The following is an 18175-nucleotide window of genomic DNA, read 5'->3' on the forward strand; positions in this document are numbered from 1 at the left end:
AACGCCCGGTTACATTCCGAACCCGGAAGCTAAGCTCTTCAGCGCCGATGGTACTGCATGGGGGACCGTGTGGGAGAGTAGGACGCCGCCGGACAATTATTTGAATATGAGGGAGGGTTTCGTCGGAATTCCGATTCCGACGAGACCCTCCCTTTTTCCGTTACGGTGGCCCCATGAGTGGAGAAGCGCGCCTGCTGTGGGACGAGGGGGTCACCGGGTACAACTTCGGTCCCGGCCACCCCATGGACCCGGTTCGGCTGACCCTGACCATGGCGCTCGTCGAGGCGCTGGGACTCGACCGCCGGCTGACCGTGCGCGGCGCGCCGCCGGCGGACGACGCCACGTTGGCACTGGTCCACGACCCCGACTATGTCGCCGCCGTGCGCGCGGCCTCCGAGCGACCGGGCGTGGTGGCGGACGGGTTCGGCTTCGACAGCGTCGACAATCCGGCCTTCCCCGGGATGCACCGGGCCTCCTCGCTGATCGCCGGGCAGTCCGTCGCCGGCGCCGAGGCGGTCTGGGGCGGCGAGGCCGCACACGCCGTCAACTTCGCGGGGGGCCTGCACCACGCGATGCCCGCCGGCGCCTCCGGCTTCTGCGTCTACAACGACGCCGCGCTCGCCATCGCGCGCCTGCTCGAACTCGGCGCCACCCGCGTCGCCTACCTCGACCTGGACGTGCACCACGGCGACGGGGTGCAGCACGCCTTCTGGTCCGACCCGCGGGTGTTGACCATCTCGCTGCACGAGCACCCCCGCACCCTCTTCCCCGGTACCGGGCACCCCGAGGAGACCGGTGCCGCGTCCGCCGCCGGCGGCGCGGTGAACGTGGCGCTGCCCGCGGGGAGTTCCGACGAGGCGTGGCTGCGGGCGCTGCACGCCGTCGTGCCCGAGCTGCTGGGCGCGTTCGGGCCCCAGGCGCTGGTCTCGCAGCACGGCGCGGACACCCACTTCGAGGACCCGCTCGCCCATCTGACGCTCAGCCTCGACGCCCAGCGGCTCGGCGCCGAGGCGGCGCACGGCTGGGCCCACGAGTACGCGCAGGGGCGCTGGTTGGCGCTCGGCGGGGGCGGCTACGCGGTGGTGGACGTGGTCCCCAGGATCTGGAGCCATCTGGTCGGGATCGCGGCCCACGCGCCCGTGGAGCCCGAGACCGAGGTGCCCGAGGAGTGGCTTCAGCGGGTGTTCGCGTTGACCCGGGGCGACGGGCCCCGGCGGATGACCGACGGGCGGGCCCCGCGTTGGGCGGACTGGGGCTCCGGCTATGATCCGGCGGACCGGGTGGACCAGGCGATCCTGGCGACCCGGCGGGCGGTCTACCCGCACCACGGGCTGCTTGCCTGAGCCGTCATCGCTCCCGTGGGGCGGATGTGACGGAGGCGGCGCTACGGTCGCGGGAGACGAACGGCCGTCGTGCCGCACCGTTTTCCCTGCGCCCTCTGTAGTGGGGATCTATCGACAAAGCTACCTGCCCTTCCTACGTCACGCGGCTCGGACGGCGAGCCGTCCCCTGGGCGGGTGCCGGCTTCCGGGCGTTGCCGCCTCGCCCCTTCAAGTGATCTGGCGTTGCAGCGAGTTGACGTTGGGTGTCCCTCGGTTGGGTGTGGTCGCCGCCGCTCCGGCGCAGGTCAGCGCGGGGCGTGGGGGGCTGGCGGGAGGGGCGTCGCCGCACGTTGCCCGGGTGCGCGGGGGGCGGGGCGGCGCCCGGAAGGCGTTCCGTCGCGGGACTGCCGCGGTGTGAGACGGGGACTACGCTCCGCGTACGCACTATGTGACGAAGGGTGTTCTCTGTCGTGGTACGGGGCGGCTCGCTGGAAAAGGCCGGTTGAGGCACCTCTTCCCCACTCGCATCACGCGCCCCTAATCTGGGGAGGAGCGCACATGCGAGAGGGAGTCACCGGAGGGGAAGCCGGTGTCCGACATGTGCGGAAGGTCAGGTGTGACATGGCTGCTGAAAGGCTTCTGAGCGAGGCCAAGTTCCTGACCGTGGCGGAGGTCGCCGCGGTGATGCGAGTCTCCAAGATGACCGTGTACCGCTTGGTGCACGCCGGTCATCTGCCCGCGATCCGAGTGGGAAGGTCCTTCCGAGTTCCCGAGCAAGCCGTCCATGAGTACCTCCGCGAGTCCTTTGTCGGCGTCGAAAGCGCCTGACATCGGGCGGAGCCCGAGCACACCCCTCGATTAACCCGTATCACTCGGTGAACGGTAGGCTGAGCCCATGTAGGTCGTGTGGGCTCGGACGCCCCGCACCGGGTAAGCGAAGTGAGCGAGGGTAGTCGTGGGCTCTGTTATCAAGAAGCGGCGTAAGCGGATGGCGAAGAAGAAGCACCGCAAGTTGCTCAAGCGCACGCGTGTGCAGCGTCGCAACAAGAAGTGAGCGAACGCTGCTGACCGGCCCTCTCGCCCTCGTGGCGGGAGGGCCGACGTGCGTGAGGGGATGCCATGGGCAGGACGGTGCTGGTCACCGGGGCCGGGGACGCCTGGGGGAGCCGGGTTCTCGCCCTGCTGCGGCGCGACCCCGGTGTGGGGCGGCTGATCGCCGTCGACCGGCGCCTGCCGCCGAGCCGGCTGCCGGGCGTCGAGTTCCTGTACACGGACGTGCGACGGCCGACGTTGGTCCCGTTGCTGGCCGAGCGTGCCGTGGACACCGTAATCCATCTCGACGTGCGGGAGGCGCCGCTGGCGCCGGGCGAGGGCCGGTCGACGGTCAAGGAGAACAACGTCCTGGGCACCATGCAACTGCTCGGCGCCTGCCAGAAGGTGCCGGGACTGCGGCGCCTGGTGGTCAGGTCGAGCACCCAGGTCTATGGCAGTCCGGCCAGGGAGCCGGCGGTCTTCGGCGAGGACAGCCCCCCGCGCGCGGCGGCCGGTGACGGCTTCGCCCGCGACGTGGCGGAGGTCGAGGGGTATGTGCGGGGGTTCGCCCGCAGACGCCCCGAGGTGGCGGTGACCGTGCTGCGCTTCGCGCATCTCCTGGGGCCCGCCTCCGACTCCCGGATGGCGGCGTACTTCCGGCTGCCGGTGCTGCCCACCGTCTTCGGCCACGATCCGAGGCTCCAACTGGTGCACGAGGACGACGCCCTGGAGGTGGTCGGCGGGGCCGTGGCCGAGCCGGGCCTGGGCGCCGGCGTCTTCAACGTGGCGGGCGACGGGGTGCTGACGCTGACCCAGGCGGCACGACGGCTGGGGCGGCCCACGGTGCCGGTGCTGTCGCCGTTGACCCCGTGGGTGGGAACGGCACTGCGTACGGTGGGGGTCTCGGGGCTCTCCGCCGAGCAGTTCCGCTCGTTGATGGCCGGGCGGGTGGCGCGGACCACCCTGCTGCGGGAGGTGCGGGGCGGCCCGCTGCCGCACTCCACGGCCGAGACGTTCGCCGACTTCGTCGCGGCGCACGGCGGGGGGCCGTTGGCCCCGGAGCGGCTGTCGCGGATGGTCGGGCGGCTGGAGGAGGTGGTGCGTCGTGGCTGACGCGAAGGTGATCCCGTTCGACGAGGAGGAGCGGCGTTCGCTGCGGGCCGGTGCGGCCGGCGCGGGGGACGCCGGGGGGCCTTCGGCGGCGGAGGCCGGGGAGTCGGCGCTGGAGCGGGGGCTGGCGTTTCTGCGTCGGCGGTTGACCGGCGAGTACGAGGTGGACGACTTCGGCTTCGACCGGGAGCTGACCGACGAGGTGCTGATGCCGCTGCTGCGGCCGGTCTTCGAGCGCTACTTCCGGGTGGACGTGCGGGGCATCGAGCACGTGCCGGCCGAGGGCGGCGCGCTGATCGTGGCCAACCACTCGGGGACGCTGCCGTGGGACGGCCTGATGGCGCAGGTCGCGGTGCGGGAGCGGCATCCGGCGGAGCGGCGGCTGCGGTTGCTCGCGGCCGATCTGGTCTTCCAGCTGCCGGTGGTCAACGAGCTGGCGCGGAAGGCCGGGCACACGCTGGCGTGTGCGGAGGACGCGCAGGAGCTGTTGGAGCGCGGCGAGTTGGTGGGGGTGATGCCCGAGGGGTTCAAGGGCATAGGGAAGCCCTTCGCCGAGCGGTACCGCTTGCAGCGCTTCGGGCGGGGCGGCTTCGTCGCCACGGCGCTGCGGGCGCGGGTGCCGATCGTGCCGTGCTCGATCGTGGGCGCGGAGGAGATCCATCCGATGGTGGGCAACGCCCGTACGGTGGCCCGGTTGTTGGGGCTGCCGTACTTCCCGCTGACGCCGACGTTCCCGTGGCTGGGGCCGTTGGGGGCGGTGCCGTTGCCTACCAAGTGGACGATCGAGTTCGGTGAGCCGATCGAGACGGACGATCAGCCGCCGGAGGCGGCGGAGGACCCGATGCTGATGTTCCAACTGACGGATCAGGTGCGGGAGACCATTCAGCACACGCTGTACAAGCTGCTGATGGCGCGCCGCTCCGTCTTCTTCTGAGGCCGTCCTTCGAGGGCTCGTTCCCTCGGGGCCCTGTCGTGGGGTGCTTCCGGTGTCAGCGGCCTTCCTCGGTCGAGCTGACGTCGAGGTCGAGCCGGGGGAGCAGGTCCTCCAGAAGCGGCGGGATCGTGATGTCGGTCTCGCCCTTCGGGCTCTCCGGGGAGGCGTCGGGTCCTTCCGTCGGGTCCTCGGTCTCGGGGGTGACCCCGTCGAGCAGGCCGCCGGTGCCTTCCAGCAGGCCCTCGCTCTCCTCGGAGGGCTCGGGGCCGGTGGTGGAGGGCTCGGAACGTGTCCGCAGCGGCTCGGACGTGGTCTCTTCGGGGCGCTCGCCCGACTCCTCGTCGGTGGTGGCCGCGGTCGGCGGGCGCAGCGAGGCGTTGTGCCGCTCGTCGGACTCCTCGTCGGACTCCTCGTCGGCCGGCTCGGGCGGCAGCAGGGAGCGCAGCGGCGCGATGTCCTCGCGCATGGCGTCGAGGACGTCGGTGACCTCCTGGCGCACGTCGCCGAGCTGGGGCGGGAGGGAGCGGCGGACCTCCTCCCACGTCGTGTTCTGTCCCTCGAAGAAGCTGGAGAGGGACTGGATCGAGCCGATCGAGCCCTGGTTCTCGTAGGCGCGGGTGAGCAGGCGGTGGCCCTCGGAGGCGTCGTCGCGCATGTTGGAGAGGGCGCGGCGGATGTCGCCGAGGCGCTCGTGGTCGAGGGCGGCGCTCGTCTGGCGGGCGAGCAGGTCCCTGGCCTCGTGGAGGCGGGTCGTCGCCTGGTCGAGGTAGAGCTGGCCGCGGTCGGCGTCGCCGCTGGCGAAGTCGAGCCGGAGGTCCTCCATGCCGCGCTTGAGGCCGTAGAGGGTGTCGCCGGGGAGCGCGTCGTTGGACGCGGCGGCGACCCCGCCGAAGGCGCCGGCGGCGACGCCGAAGGTCAGCCCGCCGGCGGCCAGGCCCTTGGAGAGCCGGGATCTGGGGCGCAGCCTGCTCAGCGGGCTCGCGCTCGGCCGGGGCTCGTCCGCGCGGCGCGTCTGCGCGGGCACCCGGGGCGGCTCGGCGGCCGTGCTCCCGGCCTCGTCCATCGCCGCGAGCAGCGCGGCGCGTTGGGCGGCGCGGGCGTCGGCGGACAGCTCGGGCTTGGGCAGGGCGGCCAGCCGCTCGACCACGGACAGCAGGGCGGACTGGTCGGCCTGCGCGGCCGTCGTGCCGCGCTCGGCCGTCGTCGCGCCCTCCCCCCGGTGGGGCGCTTCGGGCGCTTGGGCATCGCCGGGCGGTCGGGCCTCGTCGAGCAGCTGGGCGAAGGCTTGGGCGCGGCGGTTTGCCGACACGGAACCGATCACGGACGGCACCTCCTCTCGTCACACGAAGGACTCCCTGACGGGGCCGGAAGTTTCGGGCTTCCGCCAGGAGCATCCGGAAGAGTGAAACCCCTGGGGGAATGTGGCCGTAGGGAACCCGCGAACCCGACAACGAGTGGACCGGCACTCGGGTTACGGCTGGCAGATTATGTGACTGAGTGATCGCACATGTCTACCCTCCGTCGTGTTCAACGGATGGGTCCCGCGGTGGCGGCGACCCGTCGTGAACGGGGCGACCGCGCGGCCGGTCAGCGCGCGTCGTCGGGCAGCAGGCGTGCGAGGGTGCGTACGGCGCGGTACTGGAGGGTCTTGATGGCGCCCTCGTTCTTCCCCATGACCCGGGCGGTCTCCGCGACCGACAGGCCCTGGAGGAAGCGGAGGGTCACGCACTCCTGCTGCTGTGGGTTGAGCTTGTGGACGGCGTCCAGCAGGGCCGAGTTCGCCAGGGACTCCAGGACGGACTCCTCGGGGCTGCGCTCGACCTCGTTGGCGTCGAGCATCTCGCCGGTGGTCACTTCGAGTCGGAAGCGGCTCGACTTGAAGTGGTCGGCGACCAGGTTGCGAGCGATGGTGACCAGCCAGGCGCCGAAGTCCCTGCCCTGCCAGGTGAAGGTGCCGATCCGGCGCAGGGCGCGCAGAAAGGTCTCGCTGGTGAGGTCCTCCGCCGTGGCCCGGCCGCCGACGCGGTAGTAGATGTACCGGTAGACCGTGTCGGAGTAGTGGTCGTAGAGGCTGCCGAACGCCTCGGACTCGCCGTTCTGCGCGCGCTCGACCAGATCCATCATCCGGCGGCTGTCGCTGTCGGCCGCGGGGCGGCGGGCGGCGGTGGACGCGCCGGCGGAGCCGGAGCGGGCGCGTCTGCCCACGGTGGCGGTGGACACGGCGCTTCCGGCCATGGCGAAGGCGAACGGCCCGGCGGGGACACCGGCGGGGAGGGGTGTGGCGAGGGCGGGGCCGGCGTACGCGTGGGGGACGAGAGCGCGCAACCGGTCCAGGACCGTCGTGCGCAGCGTGGCCAGGCCCGAGGCGACAACCCCGACGTGTGGGTACACGGGACTCCCAGAGGCAGAGCTTCCAAGTCGAGCGGTGCCGGGTCCCGGTGCCGTCCCCTGGCGGGAGACGGGTGGGGACCGGAACGCGTCTGAGGAGAATAACGCTTCGTGTAGGTGGTGCTACGCCCAGTTGCGGAAATCGTCGATTCAGTTTGAAGAGTTATGCGTTGTGCGCATCGCGCCACGGAAACGCCAGGCTGATCGTGACTAGTTGGGCACGCCTTTTGACGCCTTGGTGATCGAATTTGATCGGGGCGTCCGCGTTCACGCTGTGCCGCCTGGGGCGAGCGGGGTTTATGTCCACCCAACGAACCGACCGGTCGTTGGTCACTTCACCGCGCCCGTTTACGACACCGTTGGCGCGTTCCCGCTGTTCAGAGACGATCAGCGGGGGACAGCGGTGATCAGCGGCGGCGGCGGTGGACCGCCAGCGCGGCCGCCGCTCCGCCCACCAGGGCGCCGGCGCCCGCGGCGGCGGGAACGCCGATCTTCACGGCCTTCCGGCCCGTGCGGTAGTCGCGCAGCCGCCAGCCCATCTCCCGGGCGTGCGCGCGCAGTTGGCTGTCCGGGTTGACCGCGTAGGGGTGGCCGACCAGGGAGAGCAGCGGTATGTCGTTGGCCGAGTCGCTGTAGGCGGCGCAGCGGGAGAGGTCGAGGTCCTCGGCCTCGGCGAGCGCCCGCACGGCCAGCGCCTTGGCCGGGCCGTGCAGCGGCTCGCCGACCAGGCGGCCGGTGTAGACCCCGCCGACCGACTCGGCGACCGTGCCCAGCGCCCCGGTCAGCCCGAGCCGGCGGGCGACGATGGTCGCGGTCTCGATCGGCGCCGCCGTCACCAGCCAGACCCGCTGGCCCGCGTCGAGGTGGGCCTGGGCCAGGGCGCGGGTGCCGGGCCAGATGCGGTGGGCCATGTACTCGTCGTAGATCTCCTCGCCGATGGTCGTCAGCTCGGAGACCCGGTGGCCCCGGACGATGGAGAGCGCGCTGTCGCGGGCGTCGGCCATGTGCCCCGCGTGCTCGGCGCCGGCCAGCCGGAAGTAGGTCTGCTGCCAGGCGAAGCGCAGCAGCTCCCGCTTGGTGACGAACTTCCGCTTGTAGAGGCCCCGGCCGAGATGGAAGATCGCGGCGCCCTGCATCACCGTGTTGTCCAGGTCGAAGAACGCGGCGGCCTTCGGGTCGCCCGGGGTCGGGAACTCCGGCGCGTCCTCGCCCTGGTGCGCCGGGGCGTGCGCGGCCTGGCGCGCGGCCTCGGCCGCCGCCTCCCCCGCCACCACACTGCGCTCCGTGGCCGCGCGGCGACGCGCGGCGAACCAGCCGCGCGGGCGGCCGGCCCACGAGGCGGACAGCTCGGTGAGGGGTCGCCTGGCCATGCCCCCGAGCATAGCGATGCGCCGTGGACCGGCGGATGGCGCCGGTATGGCGACGAGGGGGAGTCAGGGTGGCCGTGCGACGGCAGAATGGGCGCCATGAACCCGTTGCGCCGCGCCTCACGGAAGACGCCTCCCACCGAGCGGTTGGTCACGTTGATCGGTCGGCCCGGCTGTCACCTCTGTGACGACGCGCGACGGGTGGTGAGCGAGGTCTGCGGGGACCTGGGGGCACGGTGGGAGGAGAAGGACATCGAACGCGACGCGGAGTTGCACCGCATGTACTGGGAGCAGATCCCGGTCGTGCTGGTCGACGGCGAGCAGCACACCTTCTGGCGGGTGGACGAGGGGCGGCTCCGTCGCGCTTTGGGGGCTTGACCCGGTTTGGATTAGCATTCGGGGTCGATTTTTCCCCCGCGGTGCGTATAGGTGAGGAGTGTGGCTGGGTGTCCGCGTTGGTGCATGTGGCACCGGTCACTTTGCCCGGACAAAACGGACACAATCTTTGTGCACGCGTTCACAAAGGCATAGCCTGGGCGCGGTTGAGCGGTTGTGGCGGATGCGTCGCAGGAAGCCGCCTTCCGGATGGCCCGACCGGCAGGAGCACCGTGGCAACTGGCCGAAATCACCGACCGGCGACCCGAAGCCGGGGAATCCCCGAGGCGACCGTCGCCAGGCTTCCGCTGTACCTGCGGGCGTTGACGGCGCTCTCCGAGCGCTCGGTGCCCACGGTCTCCTCGGAGGAGCTGGCGAGCGCCGCCGGCGTCAACTCGGCCAAGCTCCGCAAGGACTTCTCCTACCTGGGCAGTTACGGCACCAGGGGCGTCGGCTACGACGTCGAGTACCTGGTCTACCAGATCTCGCGTGAGCTCGGTCTCACCCAGGACTGGCCCGTGGTGATCGTCGGTATCGGTAACCTCGGCGCCGCGCTGGCCAACTACGGCGGCTTCGCCTCCCGGGGCTTCCGGGTCGCCGCGCTGATCGACGCCGACCCGGCGCTCTCCGGCCGGCAGGTGGCCGGCATCGAGGTGCGCCACGTCGACGAGTTGGAGTCGATCATCGACACCAACGGCGTCTCCATCGGCGTGATCACCACCCCGGGCGGCGCCGCCCAGCAGGTGTGCGACCGGCTGGTCGCTGCCGGCGTCACCTCGATCCTCAACTTCGCGCCGACCGTGCTCTCCGTGCCGGACGGCGTCGACGTGCGCAAGGTCGACCTCTCCATCGAGCTCCAGATCCTCGCCTTCCACGAGCAGCGCAAGGCCGCCGAGGCCCTCGCCCAGGAGGTGCCGGAGCCGCTGGCGGCCGAGGCCGCCCCCGCGGGGTCCGGCAGGGACCAGGGCCCCGACGGCGACATCCCGGCGGTGATGCCGGCATGACGCTGTTGGTCGTCGGGCTCAGCCATCGCAGCGCCCCCGTCAGCCTGCTGGAGCGCGCGGCGCTGCCGGCCGGCGCGGGCGGCGCGCTGCTGCGTGACCTGGTGGACGGCACCGCCGCCGAGGGCGCGCTGCTGGCCACCTGCAACCGGATCGAGCTCTACGCCGAGGTCGACCGCTACCACCCGGGCGTCGACGGGCTGACCGAGCTCCTCGCCGCGCACTGCGGCGTGCCGGCCCACGAGCTGCGGCCCCATCTCTACGTGCACTACGAGGACCGCGCGGTGCGGCACCTGATGAACGTCGCCTGCGGCCTGGACTCGATGGTGATCGGCGAGGGGCAGATCCTCGGCCAGATCAAGGCGGCGCTGGCGCTGGCCCAGGACGAGCACACGGCGGGCCGGCTGCTCAACGAGCTGTTCCAGCAGGCGCTGCGGGTCGGCAAGCGGGCGCACAGCGAGACGGGCATCGACGGCGCCGGCCAGTCGCTGGTCACCTTCGGTCTCGAACAGCTGGCGACCGAGGACACCGTGCCCGGTTGGGCGGCCGGCCGGCGGGCGCTGGTGATCGGCGCGGGATCGATGTCCTCGCTGGCCGCCACCACGCTGGCGCGCGCCGGCGTGGCCGAACTGGTGATCGCCAACCGGACCTTGGAGCGTGCCGACCGACTGGCCGGCGCGTTGGCGCGCGACGAGGGAGTGAAGGCGCGCGCCGTCCCGATCAACGCGATCTCCGTCGCCGCCGAGCTGGCCGTCGCCGACCTGGTGGTGTCCTGCACGGGCGCCACCGGACTGGTCCTGACGGCGGACGCGGTGGCGCACGCCCTGCGCGAGCGCGACCGCACGCTCGACCTGCTCGACCTGGCCATGCCGCGCGACATCGACGCCGCGATCCACCGGCTCGCCGGCGCGCGGCTGGTGGACATCGAGTCGCTCGCCGCCGCCTCGGCCGACGCCCCGATGGCCGCCGACGTGGACGCGGTGCGGGCGATCGTCGACGAGGAGGTCGCCGCCTTCTCCGCCGCCCGCAGGGCCGCCTACATCACCCCCACCGTGGTCGCGCTGCGCGAGATGGCGTCGGACGTGGTGGCCGCCGAGCTGACCCGGCTGAACGGTCGGGTGCCGGACCTGGACGACAAGCAGCGCGCCGAGATCACCAGGACGGTGCGCCGCGTGGTGGACAAGCTGCTGCACGCGCCGACGGTGCGGGTCAAGGAACTGGCCGGCGAGCCGGGCGGCGACCACTACGCGACCGCGCTGCGCCAGCTCTTCGACCTCGACCCGCGGGCGGCCGTCGCCGTTCGCAACCCTGAACAGGAGCGGTCATGAATGCCCTGCGGCTCGGAACCCGGCGGAGCCAGTTGGCGATGGCGCAGTCACGCGGCGTCGCCGACGAGGTGACCCGGCTGACCGGGCGGCCCGTCGAGCTGGTGGAGATCACCACCTACGGGGACGTCTCCAGGGAGAGCCTGGTGAGCATCGGCGGCACCGGTGTGTTCGTCTCGGCGCTGCGCGACGCGCTGCTCGCCGGGGAGATCGACTTCGCCGTGCACTCGCTGAAGGACCTGCCGACATCGCAGCCCGTGGAGCTGGCGCTCGCCGCCGTCCCGCCGCGAGCCGACCCGAGGGACGCGCTGGTCGCCCGCGACGGGCTCGGCTTCGAGACGCTGGCGATGGCCGGCCGAGCCTCGGGACCGGCCAGGATCGGCTCGGGCTCGCCTCGGCGGATCTCCCAACTCAACGCCTGGGCCCGCTCGTTGGGCCGAGAGATCGAGATGGTGCCGATCCGGGGGAACGTCGACACCCGCATCGGGTTCGTGCGCTCCGGCGAGCTGGACGCGGTCGTGCTGGCCGCGGCCGGGCTCCGCCGGCTCGGACGCGGCGCCGAGATCACCGACTTCCTGGCTCCCGACACCGTTCTCCCCGCCCCAGGGCAGGGAGCGCTGGCGGTCGAGTGCGCGGCGTCCCGCCCGGAGCTGGTCACCCAACTCGCCCGGCTCGACGATCCCCACACCCGGATCGCCGTCGCCGCCGAGCGCACCCTGCTCGCCGATCTTGAGGCCGGTTGCAGCGCCCCCGTGGGGGCCTTCGCCGATCTGCTGCGCGACGGGCAGACCTTCACCGAACTGCGCCTGCGCGGCGTCGTCGGCACCACCGACGGCGCCCAGCTGGTGCAGCTGTCCACCACCGGTCCCCTGCCGGGGTCCGTCGACGAGGCGGTGGCCATGGGCCGCCAGCTCGCCGACGAGATGCTGGCCAAGGGCGCGGCCGGTCTGATGGGGGAGCGAGCACTGTGAACCCCACCGCAGCGCGCCTCGCGCGCGCCGAACCGACCACGGGCGCCCTGGGACACGTCACCTTCCTCGGTGCGGGACCCGGGGACCCGGGTCTGTTGACCCTGCGCGCGGTCGAGGCCCTGGCGCAGGCCGATGTACTGGTCGCCGACCCGGCCGCCTACGAGGTGGTGCGCGGCCACGTCGATCCGGGCACGGACACACCGCTGCAGGGCATGGCTGAGGGTGACCCCCCGGTCTGCGCGGGTGACGATGCCGCAGATCTTGTCATGCGGGCCGCGAGCGCCGGCAAGCGGGTCGTCCGTGCCGTGGTCGGCGACCCGGGCATGGACACCGACGCGGCCGGCGACATGCTGGCGCTGGCCGACGCCGGGATCACCTTCGAGGTGGTGCCCGGCGTGGCGCGCGCCGTGGGCGTGGCCGCGTACGCCGGGGTTCCGCTGCGCGACGCCGAGGGCGGCGACGTCCGCTTCGTCGACGCGCGTACCGCAGACGAGCGCTGTTGGAGCGAGATCGGCGGCAGCGACGCGACGCTGGTGCTGAGCTGCGCGCTGGAGACGATCGGCGCGACGGCGTCGCGGCTGGTGGCCTCCGGCCGCAAGCCGGACACCCCGTTGACGGTGACCGTGGCGGGCACCACCACCAGGCAGCGCACCTGGACGGCGACGCTCGGCACCGTGGAGCGGACCCTGAAGTCCGCCAAGGTGCTGCCGGCGGCCGGAGCCGAGCGCCCGGTCATAGCCGTGGTCGGCGAGCGCGGCGCGACGGCCCGGCGCGACCGGCTGGCGTGGTTCGAGTCCAAGCCGCTCTTCGGCTGGAACGTGCTGGTGCCGCGCACCAAGGAGCAGGCGGCCTCGCTCTCCGACCAGTTGCGGTCCTACGGCGCGGTGCCCAGCGAGGTGCCCACGATCGCCGTGGAGCCGCCGCGCACCCCGCAGCAGATGGACCGGGCGGTCAAGGGCCTGGTCACCGGGCGGTACGAGTGGATCGCCTTCACCTCGGTCAACGCGGTGCGGGCGATCAGGGAGAAGTTCGAGGAGTACGGGCTCGACGCGCGGGCGTTCGCGGGGATAAAGGTCGCGGCCGTCGGCGAGCAGACCGCGAGGTCGCTGGTCGAGTTCGGCGTCCGCCCGGACCTGGTGCCCAGCGGCGAGCAGTCGGCGGCCGGGCTGTTGGAGGACTGGCCGCCGTACGACCCGGTCTTCGACCCGATCGACCGGATCTTCCTGCCGCGCGCCGACATCGCGACCGAGACGCTGGTCGCGGGGCTGGTGGAGATGGGCTGGGAGGTCGACGACGTGACCGCCTACCGCACGGTGCGCGCCTCGCCGCCGCCGGCCGAGACGCGGGAGGCGATCAAGGGCGGCGGGTTCGACGCGGTGCTCTTCACCTCCTCCAGCACGGTGCGCAACCTGGTCGGCATCGCCGGCAAGCCGCACAACGTGACGGTGATCGCCTGTATCGGCCCGGCGACGGCGCGGACCGCGCAGGAGCACGGGCTGCGGGTCGACGTGCTGGCGCCGGAGCCGTCGGTGCACCAACTGGCGGAGGCGCTGGCCGACTTCGGCGCGGCGCGGCGGGACGCGGCGGCGCGCGCCGGCGAGGCGCTGAAGCGACCGAGCGAGAAGCGCCCGCAGCGGCGGCGCGCGCGGACGACATAGGGCGCGTGCGCGGGGCGTGCGCGCCGGCTTGGACGGCCGCTCCGACGGCTGTCGGCGCGGGGTGCTTGGATGGAACGGCGTGGGGCGGACGGCTCGCCCCGCGCCGTTCCGCGTCCCGGCGGTGGTGAGCCGGGCGACGGGAGTCCTGGAAGGGCCCGTGGGCAACCCGTGGGCGAGGTGAGCAACGGAGATCGGTGGTCGCGTTGAGTGGAGTGGACGCGGAGTTCAGCGGTGCGTCGGGGACCTTCCCCACGGTGCGGCCGAGGCGGCTGCGGACCACGCCGGCGATGCGCCGGATGGTGGCCGAGCACCGGACGCATCCGGCCGACCTGATCCTGCCGGCCTTCGTCAGGGAGGGCGTCGACGCCCCGGTGCCGATCTCCTCGATGCCGGGTGTGGTGCAGCACTCGCTGGACTCGCTGCGGGCCGCCGCCGTGGAGGCGGTCGAGGCCGGCGTCAGCGGGCTGATGCTCTTCGGCGTGCCGGAGGACGAGAAGAAGGACGCGGTCGGCACCCCGGGCACCGACCCGGACGGCATCCTCCAGGTGGCGCTGCGCGCGGTGCGGGCCGAGGTGGGCGACGAGCTGGTGCTGATGGCCGACACCTGTCTGGACGAGGTGACCGACCACGGCCACTGCGGGGTCCTGGACTCCGAGGGGCGGGTGGACAACGACGCGACGCTGGCCAGGTACGGCGAGATGGCCGTGGTGCAGGCGGAGGCCGGCGCCCGGGTGCTGGGGCCGAGCGGGATGATGGACGGCCAGATCGGCGTGATCCGGCGGGCGTTGGACGCGGCCGGGCATCAGGACGTGGCGCTGCTGGCCTACACGGCGAAGTACACCTCGGCGTTCTACGGCCCGTTCCGCGAGGCGGTGAACTCCTCGCTCCGCGGCGACCGCTCGACCTACCAGCAGGACCCGCCGAACGCGCGGGAGGCGCTGCGGGAGCTGGCGCTGGATCTGGCGGAGGGCGCGGACATGGTGATGGTCAAGCCGGGGCTGCCCTATCTCGACGTGCTGCGGACGATCGCGGACCGGGTGACGGTGCCGGTCGCCGCGTACCAGATCTCCGGCGAGTACGCGATGGTGGAGGTGGCGGCGGAGCGCGGGCTGCTGGACCGGGAGCGGGCGATCGACGAGACGCTGACGGCGTTCAAGCGGGCCGGCGCGGATCTGGTGCTGACGTACTGGGCGACGGAGTTCGCCCGCCGGTCGCGCGAACGTCTCTGAGGGGCGGTCTCCGTTCGGGGGTCCGGATGGGGATGATGGGGTGGATCGTTCCGGCATGACTCGTTCCGCGCGTACCTGGGAGGCTTCCGTGTCATCCACCACCGCATCCACCTCGCTCGCCGTCGTCACCGGCGCCAGCAGCGGCATCGGCGCGGCCACGGCGCGGCGGCTGGCCGCCGAGGGATACGAGGTGGTGCTGACCGCCCGGCGGGAGGAGCGTGTCGAGGCGCTGGCCGAGGAGCTGCGGGCGGCGGGCCACGCCGCGTGGGCGCGGCGGCTGGACGTCACGGACCGGGCGGACGTGGACGCGTTCGCCGCCTCCCTCGACCGCTGCGACGTGCTGGTCAACAACGCGGGCGGCGCCGTCGGCCTGGAGCCGGTGGCGGAGGCCGACCCGGCCGACTGGCGCGCCATGTACGAGGTCAACGTGCTGGGTGTGCTGCATCTGACGCAGGCGCTGCTGCCGCGGCTGGTCGCCTCGGGGGCGGGCACGGTGCTGGTGGTCAGCTCCACGGCGGGGCACGGCACCTACGAGGGCGGGGGCGGCTACGTGGCGGCCAAGCACGGCGCCCATGTGCTGGCCCAGACGCTGCGGCTGGAGATCGTGGACCGGCCGGTGCGGGTGATCGAGATCGCGCCGGGGATGGTCAGGACGGAGGAGTTCTCGCTGACCAGGTTCCGTGGTGACGCGGAGCGGGCGGCGCAGGTGTACGAGGGGGTGGCGGAGCCGCTGACGGCGGAGGACGTCGCGGACACCGTCGCGTGGGCGGTGACCAGGCCGCCGCACGTCAACGTCGACCTGCTGGTGCTGCGCCCGCGCGCCCAGGCGTCCAACAGCAAGGTGCACCGGGGACCGGTCCGGACGGACGCGCCCGGTGAGGCTCGGGGGCGGTGACCGGGGCGGCGGGGGCGCTGCGTCTCGGCACGGCCGAGGAGGCGGGGCTGGACCCGGAGGCGCTGGCCGAACTCGCGCCCAGTCTGGGCGCGTTCCTCGACGGGCCGGAGCCGTCGTTCGCCGGGTTCGTGGTGCTGGCGGCGCGCGACGGCGTGATCGCGGCCCACGAGGCGGGCGGGTACGCGGTGCGGTTCGGCGTGCGGGACGGCGCGGTGGTCGAGCTGCCGGAGGCGGAGCGGGTGCCGATGGCGCCGGACACGGTCTTCGACCTGGCCTCGCTCTCCAAGGTGTTCACCGCGCTGGTCGTGGTCCGGCTCGCCGAGCGGGGCGAGGTGGGGCTGGACGCGCCGATCAGCCGCTGGCTGCCCGGGTTTCCCGACATGACGGTGCGGTCGTTGCTGACGCACACCGGCGGCTGGCCGGCGGACATCGCGCTGGAGGGCCATCCGGACGCGGCGGCGCGGCTGGCGGCGGTGGGCGCCGAGCCGCCGGAGTCGGCTCCGGGGGCGGCCTACCGGTACTCGGACCTGGGGCTGATCGCGCTGGGGGCGCTGGTGGAACGGGCCGCCGGCGCGCCGTTGGACGCGCTGGTCGCCGAACTGGTCACCGGACCCCTGGGGTTGAGCGACACCGGCTATCGCCCTTCGGGCGCGCTGCGGGCGCGCTGCGCTGCCACCGAGTACCAGCCGTGGAGCGGGCGGGGGATGCTGCGCGGTGAGGTGCACGACGAGAAGGCCCACTATCTGGGCGGGGTCGCGGGGCACGCCGGGATCTTCTCGACCGCGCGGGACCTGGCGACGCTGGCGCAGGCCGTGCTCGACGGGGGCGTGCTGGGCGGGGTGCGGGTGTTGGGGGCGGGGTGGGTGGCGGAGATGCTGCGTCAGCAGAACGCGGGGCTGGGGCCCGAGGCCGCCCGGGGCCTGGGCTGGCAGCTCGACCAGCCGGCGCTGATGGGGGATTTGGCCTCGCCCACGGCCTTCGGCCACGGCGGGTTCACGGGGACCGCGCTGGTCGCCGACCCGGCCACGGGCGTGCTGCTGGTGGTGCTGACCAACCGGGTCCATCCGCGCCGCGACCGGGGCACCGACGGAGCGTTCCGCCGGGCCCCGGCCGCTGTGTTGGCACGGGCGCTGCGCGCCGGCCCCTGAGCGGGGCCGGGCGCGAGCGGGTCAGCCCACCTGGAGCAGGTTGCCCGTGGTGTCGGCGCCCGGGTTGGCGACGGCGTCCGGCAGCGCGGCCTCGGTGAGGCCGGCCAGGACGTCGTCCGGGGTGGCGTCCGGGTTGTCGGCCAGGTACAGCGCGGCGGCACCGGCCACGTGCGGGGCGGCCATCGAGGTGCCGGAGATGGTGTTCTCCGCGGTGTCGCCGGTGTTCCAGGCGGAGGTGATGTCCTCGCCCGGGGCGTAGATGTCCACGACCGAGCCGATGTTGGTGAACTCGGCCGAGCTGTCGGCGTCGTTGCTCGCGGCCACCGTGATGGCCTCGGGCACGCGGGCCGGCGAGGAGTCGTCCGCGTCGGCGCCGTAGTCGTTGCCGGCGGCTATGGAGTAGGTCACGCCCGCGGCGATGGACTCGCTGACGGCCGCGTCCAGCACCTCGTCGACGCCGCCGCCGAGGCTCATGTTGGCGACGGAGGGGCCGCTGGCGTTCTCGGTGACCCACTCGATGCCGTCGACCACGGACTGGGTGGTGCCGGAGCCGGAGTCGTCGAGCACCTTGACGGAGACGATGTTGGCGTTCTTCGCGACGCCGTACTCGCCGCCGGCGACCGTGCCCGCCACGTGGGTGCCGTGCCCCTGGGCGTCGCTGCCGTCGCCGCCGAAGGAGTCGAAGCCGAACTCGGCGCGGCCGCCGAAGTCCTCGTGGCTGTAGTGGACGCCGGTGTCCAGGACGTAGACCGTGACACCCTCGCCGCCGTGGTCGGGGTAGGTGTAGGAGTCGTCCAGCGGCAGCTCGGCCTGGTCCAGCCGGTCGATGCCCCAGGACGGGGTGGGCGACTGGGTGCCCGAGATGGTGAACTCCTGGTTCTGCACGACCTCGGCCACCGCCGGGTCCTCGGCCAGGGCCACGGCCTCCTCCTCGGAGGCGGAGATGGCCATGCCGTTGAGCACCGTGTCGTAGGTGCTGGTGACCTCGGCGTCGTAGCGCTCGGCCAGCTCCTCGGCGCCGCCCGAGGCGGCCTTGAGGGCGCTGTCCTTCAGCACCACCAGGTAGCTGTCGTCGACGGTGCCGGGCGCGTTCGCGTTGGAGATGAACGTCCGTGCGTCGACGGGGGTCTCGTCGGCCGAGGCCATCGTGGGGAGCAGCACGCCGGCGCCGAGGCCGAGAGCCGCCGTGGCCGCCACCGCGGTGGCGCGACGAGTGATACGCATCCCTGCCATAGAGGGGTCCTCCTCGAAAGGTGAAGCGCGAATGTGTGTGGGGGAAGTGCTCTGAGTAACGGGCGTGAGCATGACACTCGTGCGCTCATCACCTGTCAGCTCGAAAGGTTCGTCGAACATGAGGAATTGAGCAAGGGGGTGCGGGCGGTAGGTGCGTTTTTGTCATATAAATGCAAAGCGGCGCAAC

General features: G+C 72.9%; 17 protein-coding genes and 1 rRNA gene. 14 read left to right on the plus strand and 4 right to left on the minus strand.

Going from position 1 to position 18175, the window contains the following annotated elements:
* The 6 genes from rrf to CRP51_RS25665 all read left to right on the plus strand — a co-directional run.
* Positions 1–94 (plus strand): 5S ribosomal RNA (rrf, locus tag CRP51_RS25640); the annotation flags it as partial.
* 79 nt (positions 95–173) lie between these two features.
* Positions 174–1343, plus strand: coding sequence for an acetoin utilization protein AcuC (locus tag CRP51_RS25645; protein ID WP_097233725.1), 1170 nt, complete (start codon positions 174–176; stop codon positions 1341–1343).
* 600 nt (positions 1344–1943) lie between these two features.
* Positions 1944–2150 carry a helix-turn-helix domain-containing protein gene (locus CRP51_RS25650; protein WP_052849337.1) on the plus strand — a complete coding sequence of 69 codons (207 nt, stop codon included), beginning with the start codon at positions 1944–1946 and terminating at the stop codon, positions 2148–2150.
* 127 nt (positions 2151–2277) lie between these two features.
* Positions 2278–2376, plus strand: coding sequence for a 30S ribosomal protein bS22 (locus tag CRP51_RS25655; RefSeq protein ID WP_003948845.1), 99 nt, complete (start codon positions 2278–2280; stop codon positions 2374–2376).
* 65 nt (positions 2377–2441) lie between these two features.
* Entirely contained in the window at positions 2442–3467 is a 1026-nt protein-coding gene (locus CRP51_RS25660) for an NAD-dependent epimerase/dehydratase family protein (protein ID WP_097233726.1), read from the plus strand.
* Entirely contained in the window at positions 3460–4398 is a 939-nt protein-coding gene (locus CRP51_RS25665; protein WP_097233727.1) for a lysophospholipid acyltransferase family protein, read from the plus strand. Before CRP51_RS25660 ends, CRP51_RS25665 begins: the two co-directional genes overlap by 8 nt.
* 55 nt (positions 4399–4453) lie before the next feature.
* On the opposite strand, the gene CRP51_RS25670 is transcribed toward CRP51_RS25665, so the two are convergent.
* The 3 genes from CRP51_RS25670 to CRP51_RS25680 form a co-directional block, all read right to left on the minus strand.
* Entirely contained in the window at positions 4454–5719 is a 1266-nt protein-coding gene (locus CRP51_RS25670; protein WP_097233728.1) for a DUF5667 domain-containing protein, read from the minus strand.
* A gap of 266 nt (positions 5720–5985) precedes the next feature.
* Complete coding sequence (locus tag CRP51_RS25675; RefSeq protein WP_097233729.1) at positions 5986–6789, minus strand: ECF subfamily RNA polymerase sigma factor, BldN family; 804 nt, start codon at positions 6787–6789, stop codon at positions 5986–5988.
* Positions 6790–7193: 404 nt separating this feature from the next.
* Entirely contained in the window at positions 7194–8156 is a 963-nt protein-coding gene (locus CRP51_RS25680; protein ID WP_097233788.1) for an HAD family hydrolase, read from the minus strand.
* Positions 8157–8243: 87 nt separating this feature from the next.
* Between CRP51_RS25680 and CRP51_RS25685 the strand changes: the two genes are divergently transcribed.
* The 8 genes from CRP51_RS25685 to CRP51_RS25720 all read left to right on the plus strand — a co-directional run bounded on the left by CRP51_RS25685 (position 8244) and on the right by CRP51_RS25720 (position 16755).
* Complete coding sequence (locus CRP51_RS25685) at positions 8244–8531, plus strand: glutaredoxin family protein (RefSeq protein WP_097233730.1); 288 nt, start codon at positions 8244–8246, stop codon at positions 8529–8531.
* A gap of 230 nt (positions 8532–8761) precedes the next feature.
* On the plus strand, positions 8762–9532 hold the full coding sequence (locus CRP51_RS25690; protein WP_097233731.1) for a redox-sensing transcriptional repressor Rex: 771 nt from the start codon (positions 8762–8764) through the stop codon (positions 9530–9532).
* Complete coding sequence (locus tag CRP51_RS25695; protein WP_097233732.1) at positions 9529–10857, plus strand: glutamyl-tRNA reductase; 1329 nt, start codon at positions 9529–9531, stop codon at positions 10855–10857. The genes CRP51_RS25690 and CRP51_RS25695 overlap by 4 nt, the downstream gene beginning before the upstream one ends.
* Positions 10854–11825: a hydroxymethylbilane synthase gene (hemC, locus tag CRP51_RS25700; protein WP_097233733.1), complete on the plus strand. Its 972-nt coding sequence runs from the start codon at positions 10854–10856 to the stop codon at positions 11823–11825. The genes CRP51_RS25695 and hemC overlap by 4 nt, the downstream gene beginning before the upstream one ends.
* Positions 11822–13483, plus strand: a complete 1662-nt coding sequence (locus tag CRP51_RS25705; RefSeq protein ID WP_097233734.1) for a bifunctional uroporphyrinogen-III C-methyltransferase/uroporphyrinogen-III synthase — start codon at positions 11822–11824, stop codon at positions 13481–13483. Before hemC ends, CRP51_RS25705 begins: the two co-directional genes overlap by 4 nt.
* A 212-nt stretch (positions 13484–13695) precedes the next feature.
* Positions 13696–14712: a porphobilinogen synthase gene (gene hemB, locus CRP51_RS25710; RefSeq protein ID WP_281259706.1), complete on the plus strand. Its 1017-nt coding sequence runs from the start codon at positions 13696–13698 to the stop codon at positions 14710–14712.
* Between the two features lie 88 nt (positions 14713–14800).
* Positions 14801–15607: an SDR family NAD(P)-dependent oxidoreductase gene (locus CRP51_RS25715; protein WP_245880806.1), complete on the plus strand. Its 807-nt coding sequence runs from the start codon at positions 14801–14803 to the stop codon at positions 15605–15607.
* Positions 15604–16755 carry a serine hydrolase domain-containing protein gene (locus CRP51_RS25720; protein WP_097233736.1) on the plus strand — a complete coding sequence of 384 codons (1152 nt, stop codon included), beginning with the start codon at positions 15604–15606 and terminating at the stop codon, positions 16753–16755. The genes CRP51_RS25715 and CRP51_RS25720 overlap by 4 nt, the downstream gene beginning before the upstream one ends.
* 21 nt (positions 16756–16776) lie before the next feature.
* On the opposite strand, the gene CRP51_RS25725 is transcribed toward CRP51_RS25720, so the two are convergent.
* Complete coding sequence (locus CRP51_RS25725; RefSeq protein WP_097233737.1) at positions 16777–17988, minus strand: S8 family peptidase; 1212 nt, start codon at positions 17986–17988, stop codon at positions 16777–16779.
* Between the last annotated feature and the right edge of the window lie 187 nt (positions 17989–18175).

Source organism: Streptomyces zhaozhouensis (assembly GCF_900230195.1).
Lineage (GTDB): Bacteria > Actinomycetota > Actinomycetes > Streptomycetales > Streptomycetaceae > Streptomyces > Streptomyces zhaozhouensis.

Bases quoted from the DNA above. Each gene is read 5' to 3' on its own strand.
- CRP51_RS25645 (WP_097233725.1), top strand. From the start codon at position 174: ATGAGTGGAGAAGCGCGCCTGCTGTGGGACGAGGGGGTCACCGGGTAC.
- CRP51_RS25650 (WP_052849337.1), top strand. From the start codon at position 1,944: ATGGCTGCTGAAAGGCTTCTGAGCGAGGCCAAGTTCCTGACCGTGGCG.
- CRP51_RS25660 (WP_097233726.1), top strand. From the start codon at position 2,442: ATGGGCAGGACGGTGCTGGTCACCGGGGCCGGGGACGCCTGGGGGAGC.
- CRP51_RS25680 (WP_097233788.1), bottom strand. From the start codon at position 8,156: ATGGCCAGGCGACCCCTCACCGAGCTGTCCGCCTCGTGGGCCGGCCGC.
- CRP51_RS25685 (WP_097233730.1), top strand. From the start codon at position 8,244: ATGGGCGCCATGAACCCGTTGCGCCGCGCCTCACGGAAGACGCCTCCC.
- CRP51_RS25695 (WP_097233732.1), top strand. From the start codon at position 9,529: ATGACGCTGTTGGTCGTCGGGCTCAGCCATCGCAGCGCCCCCGTCAGC.
- hemC (WP_097233733.1), top strand. From the start codon at position 10,854: ATGAATGCCCTGCGGCTCGGAACCCGGCGGAGCCAGTTGGCGATGGCG.
- CRP51_RS25725 (WP_097233737.1), bottom strand. From the start codon at position 17,988: ATGGCAGGGATGCGTATCACTCGTCGCGCCACCGCGGTGGCGGCCACG.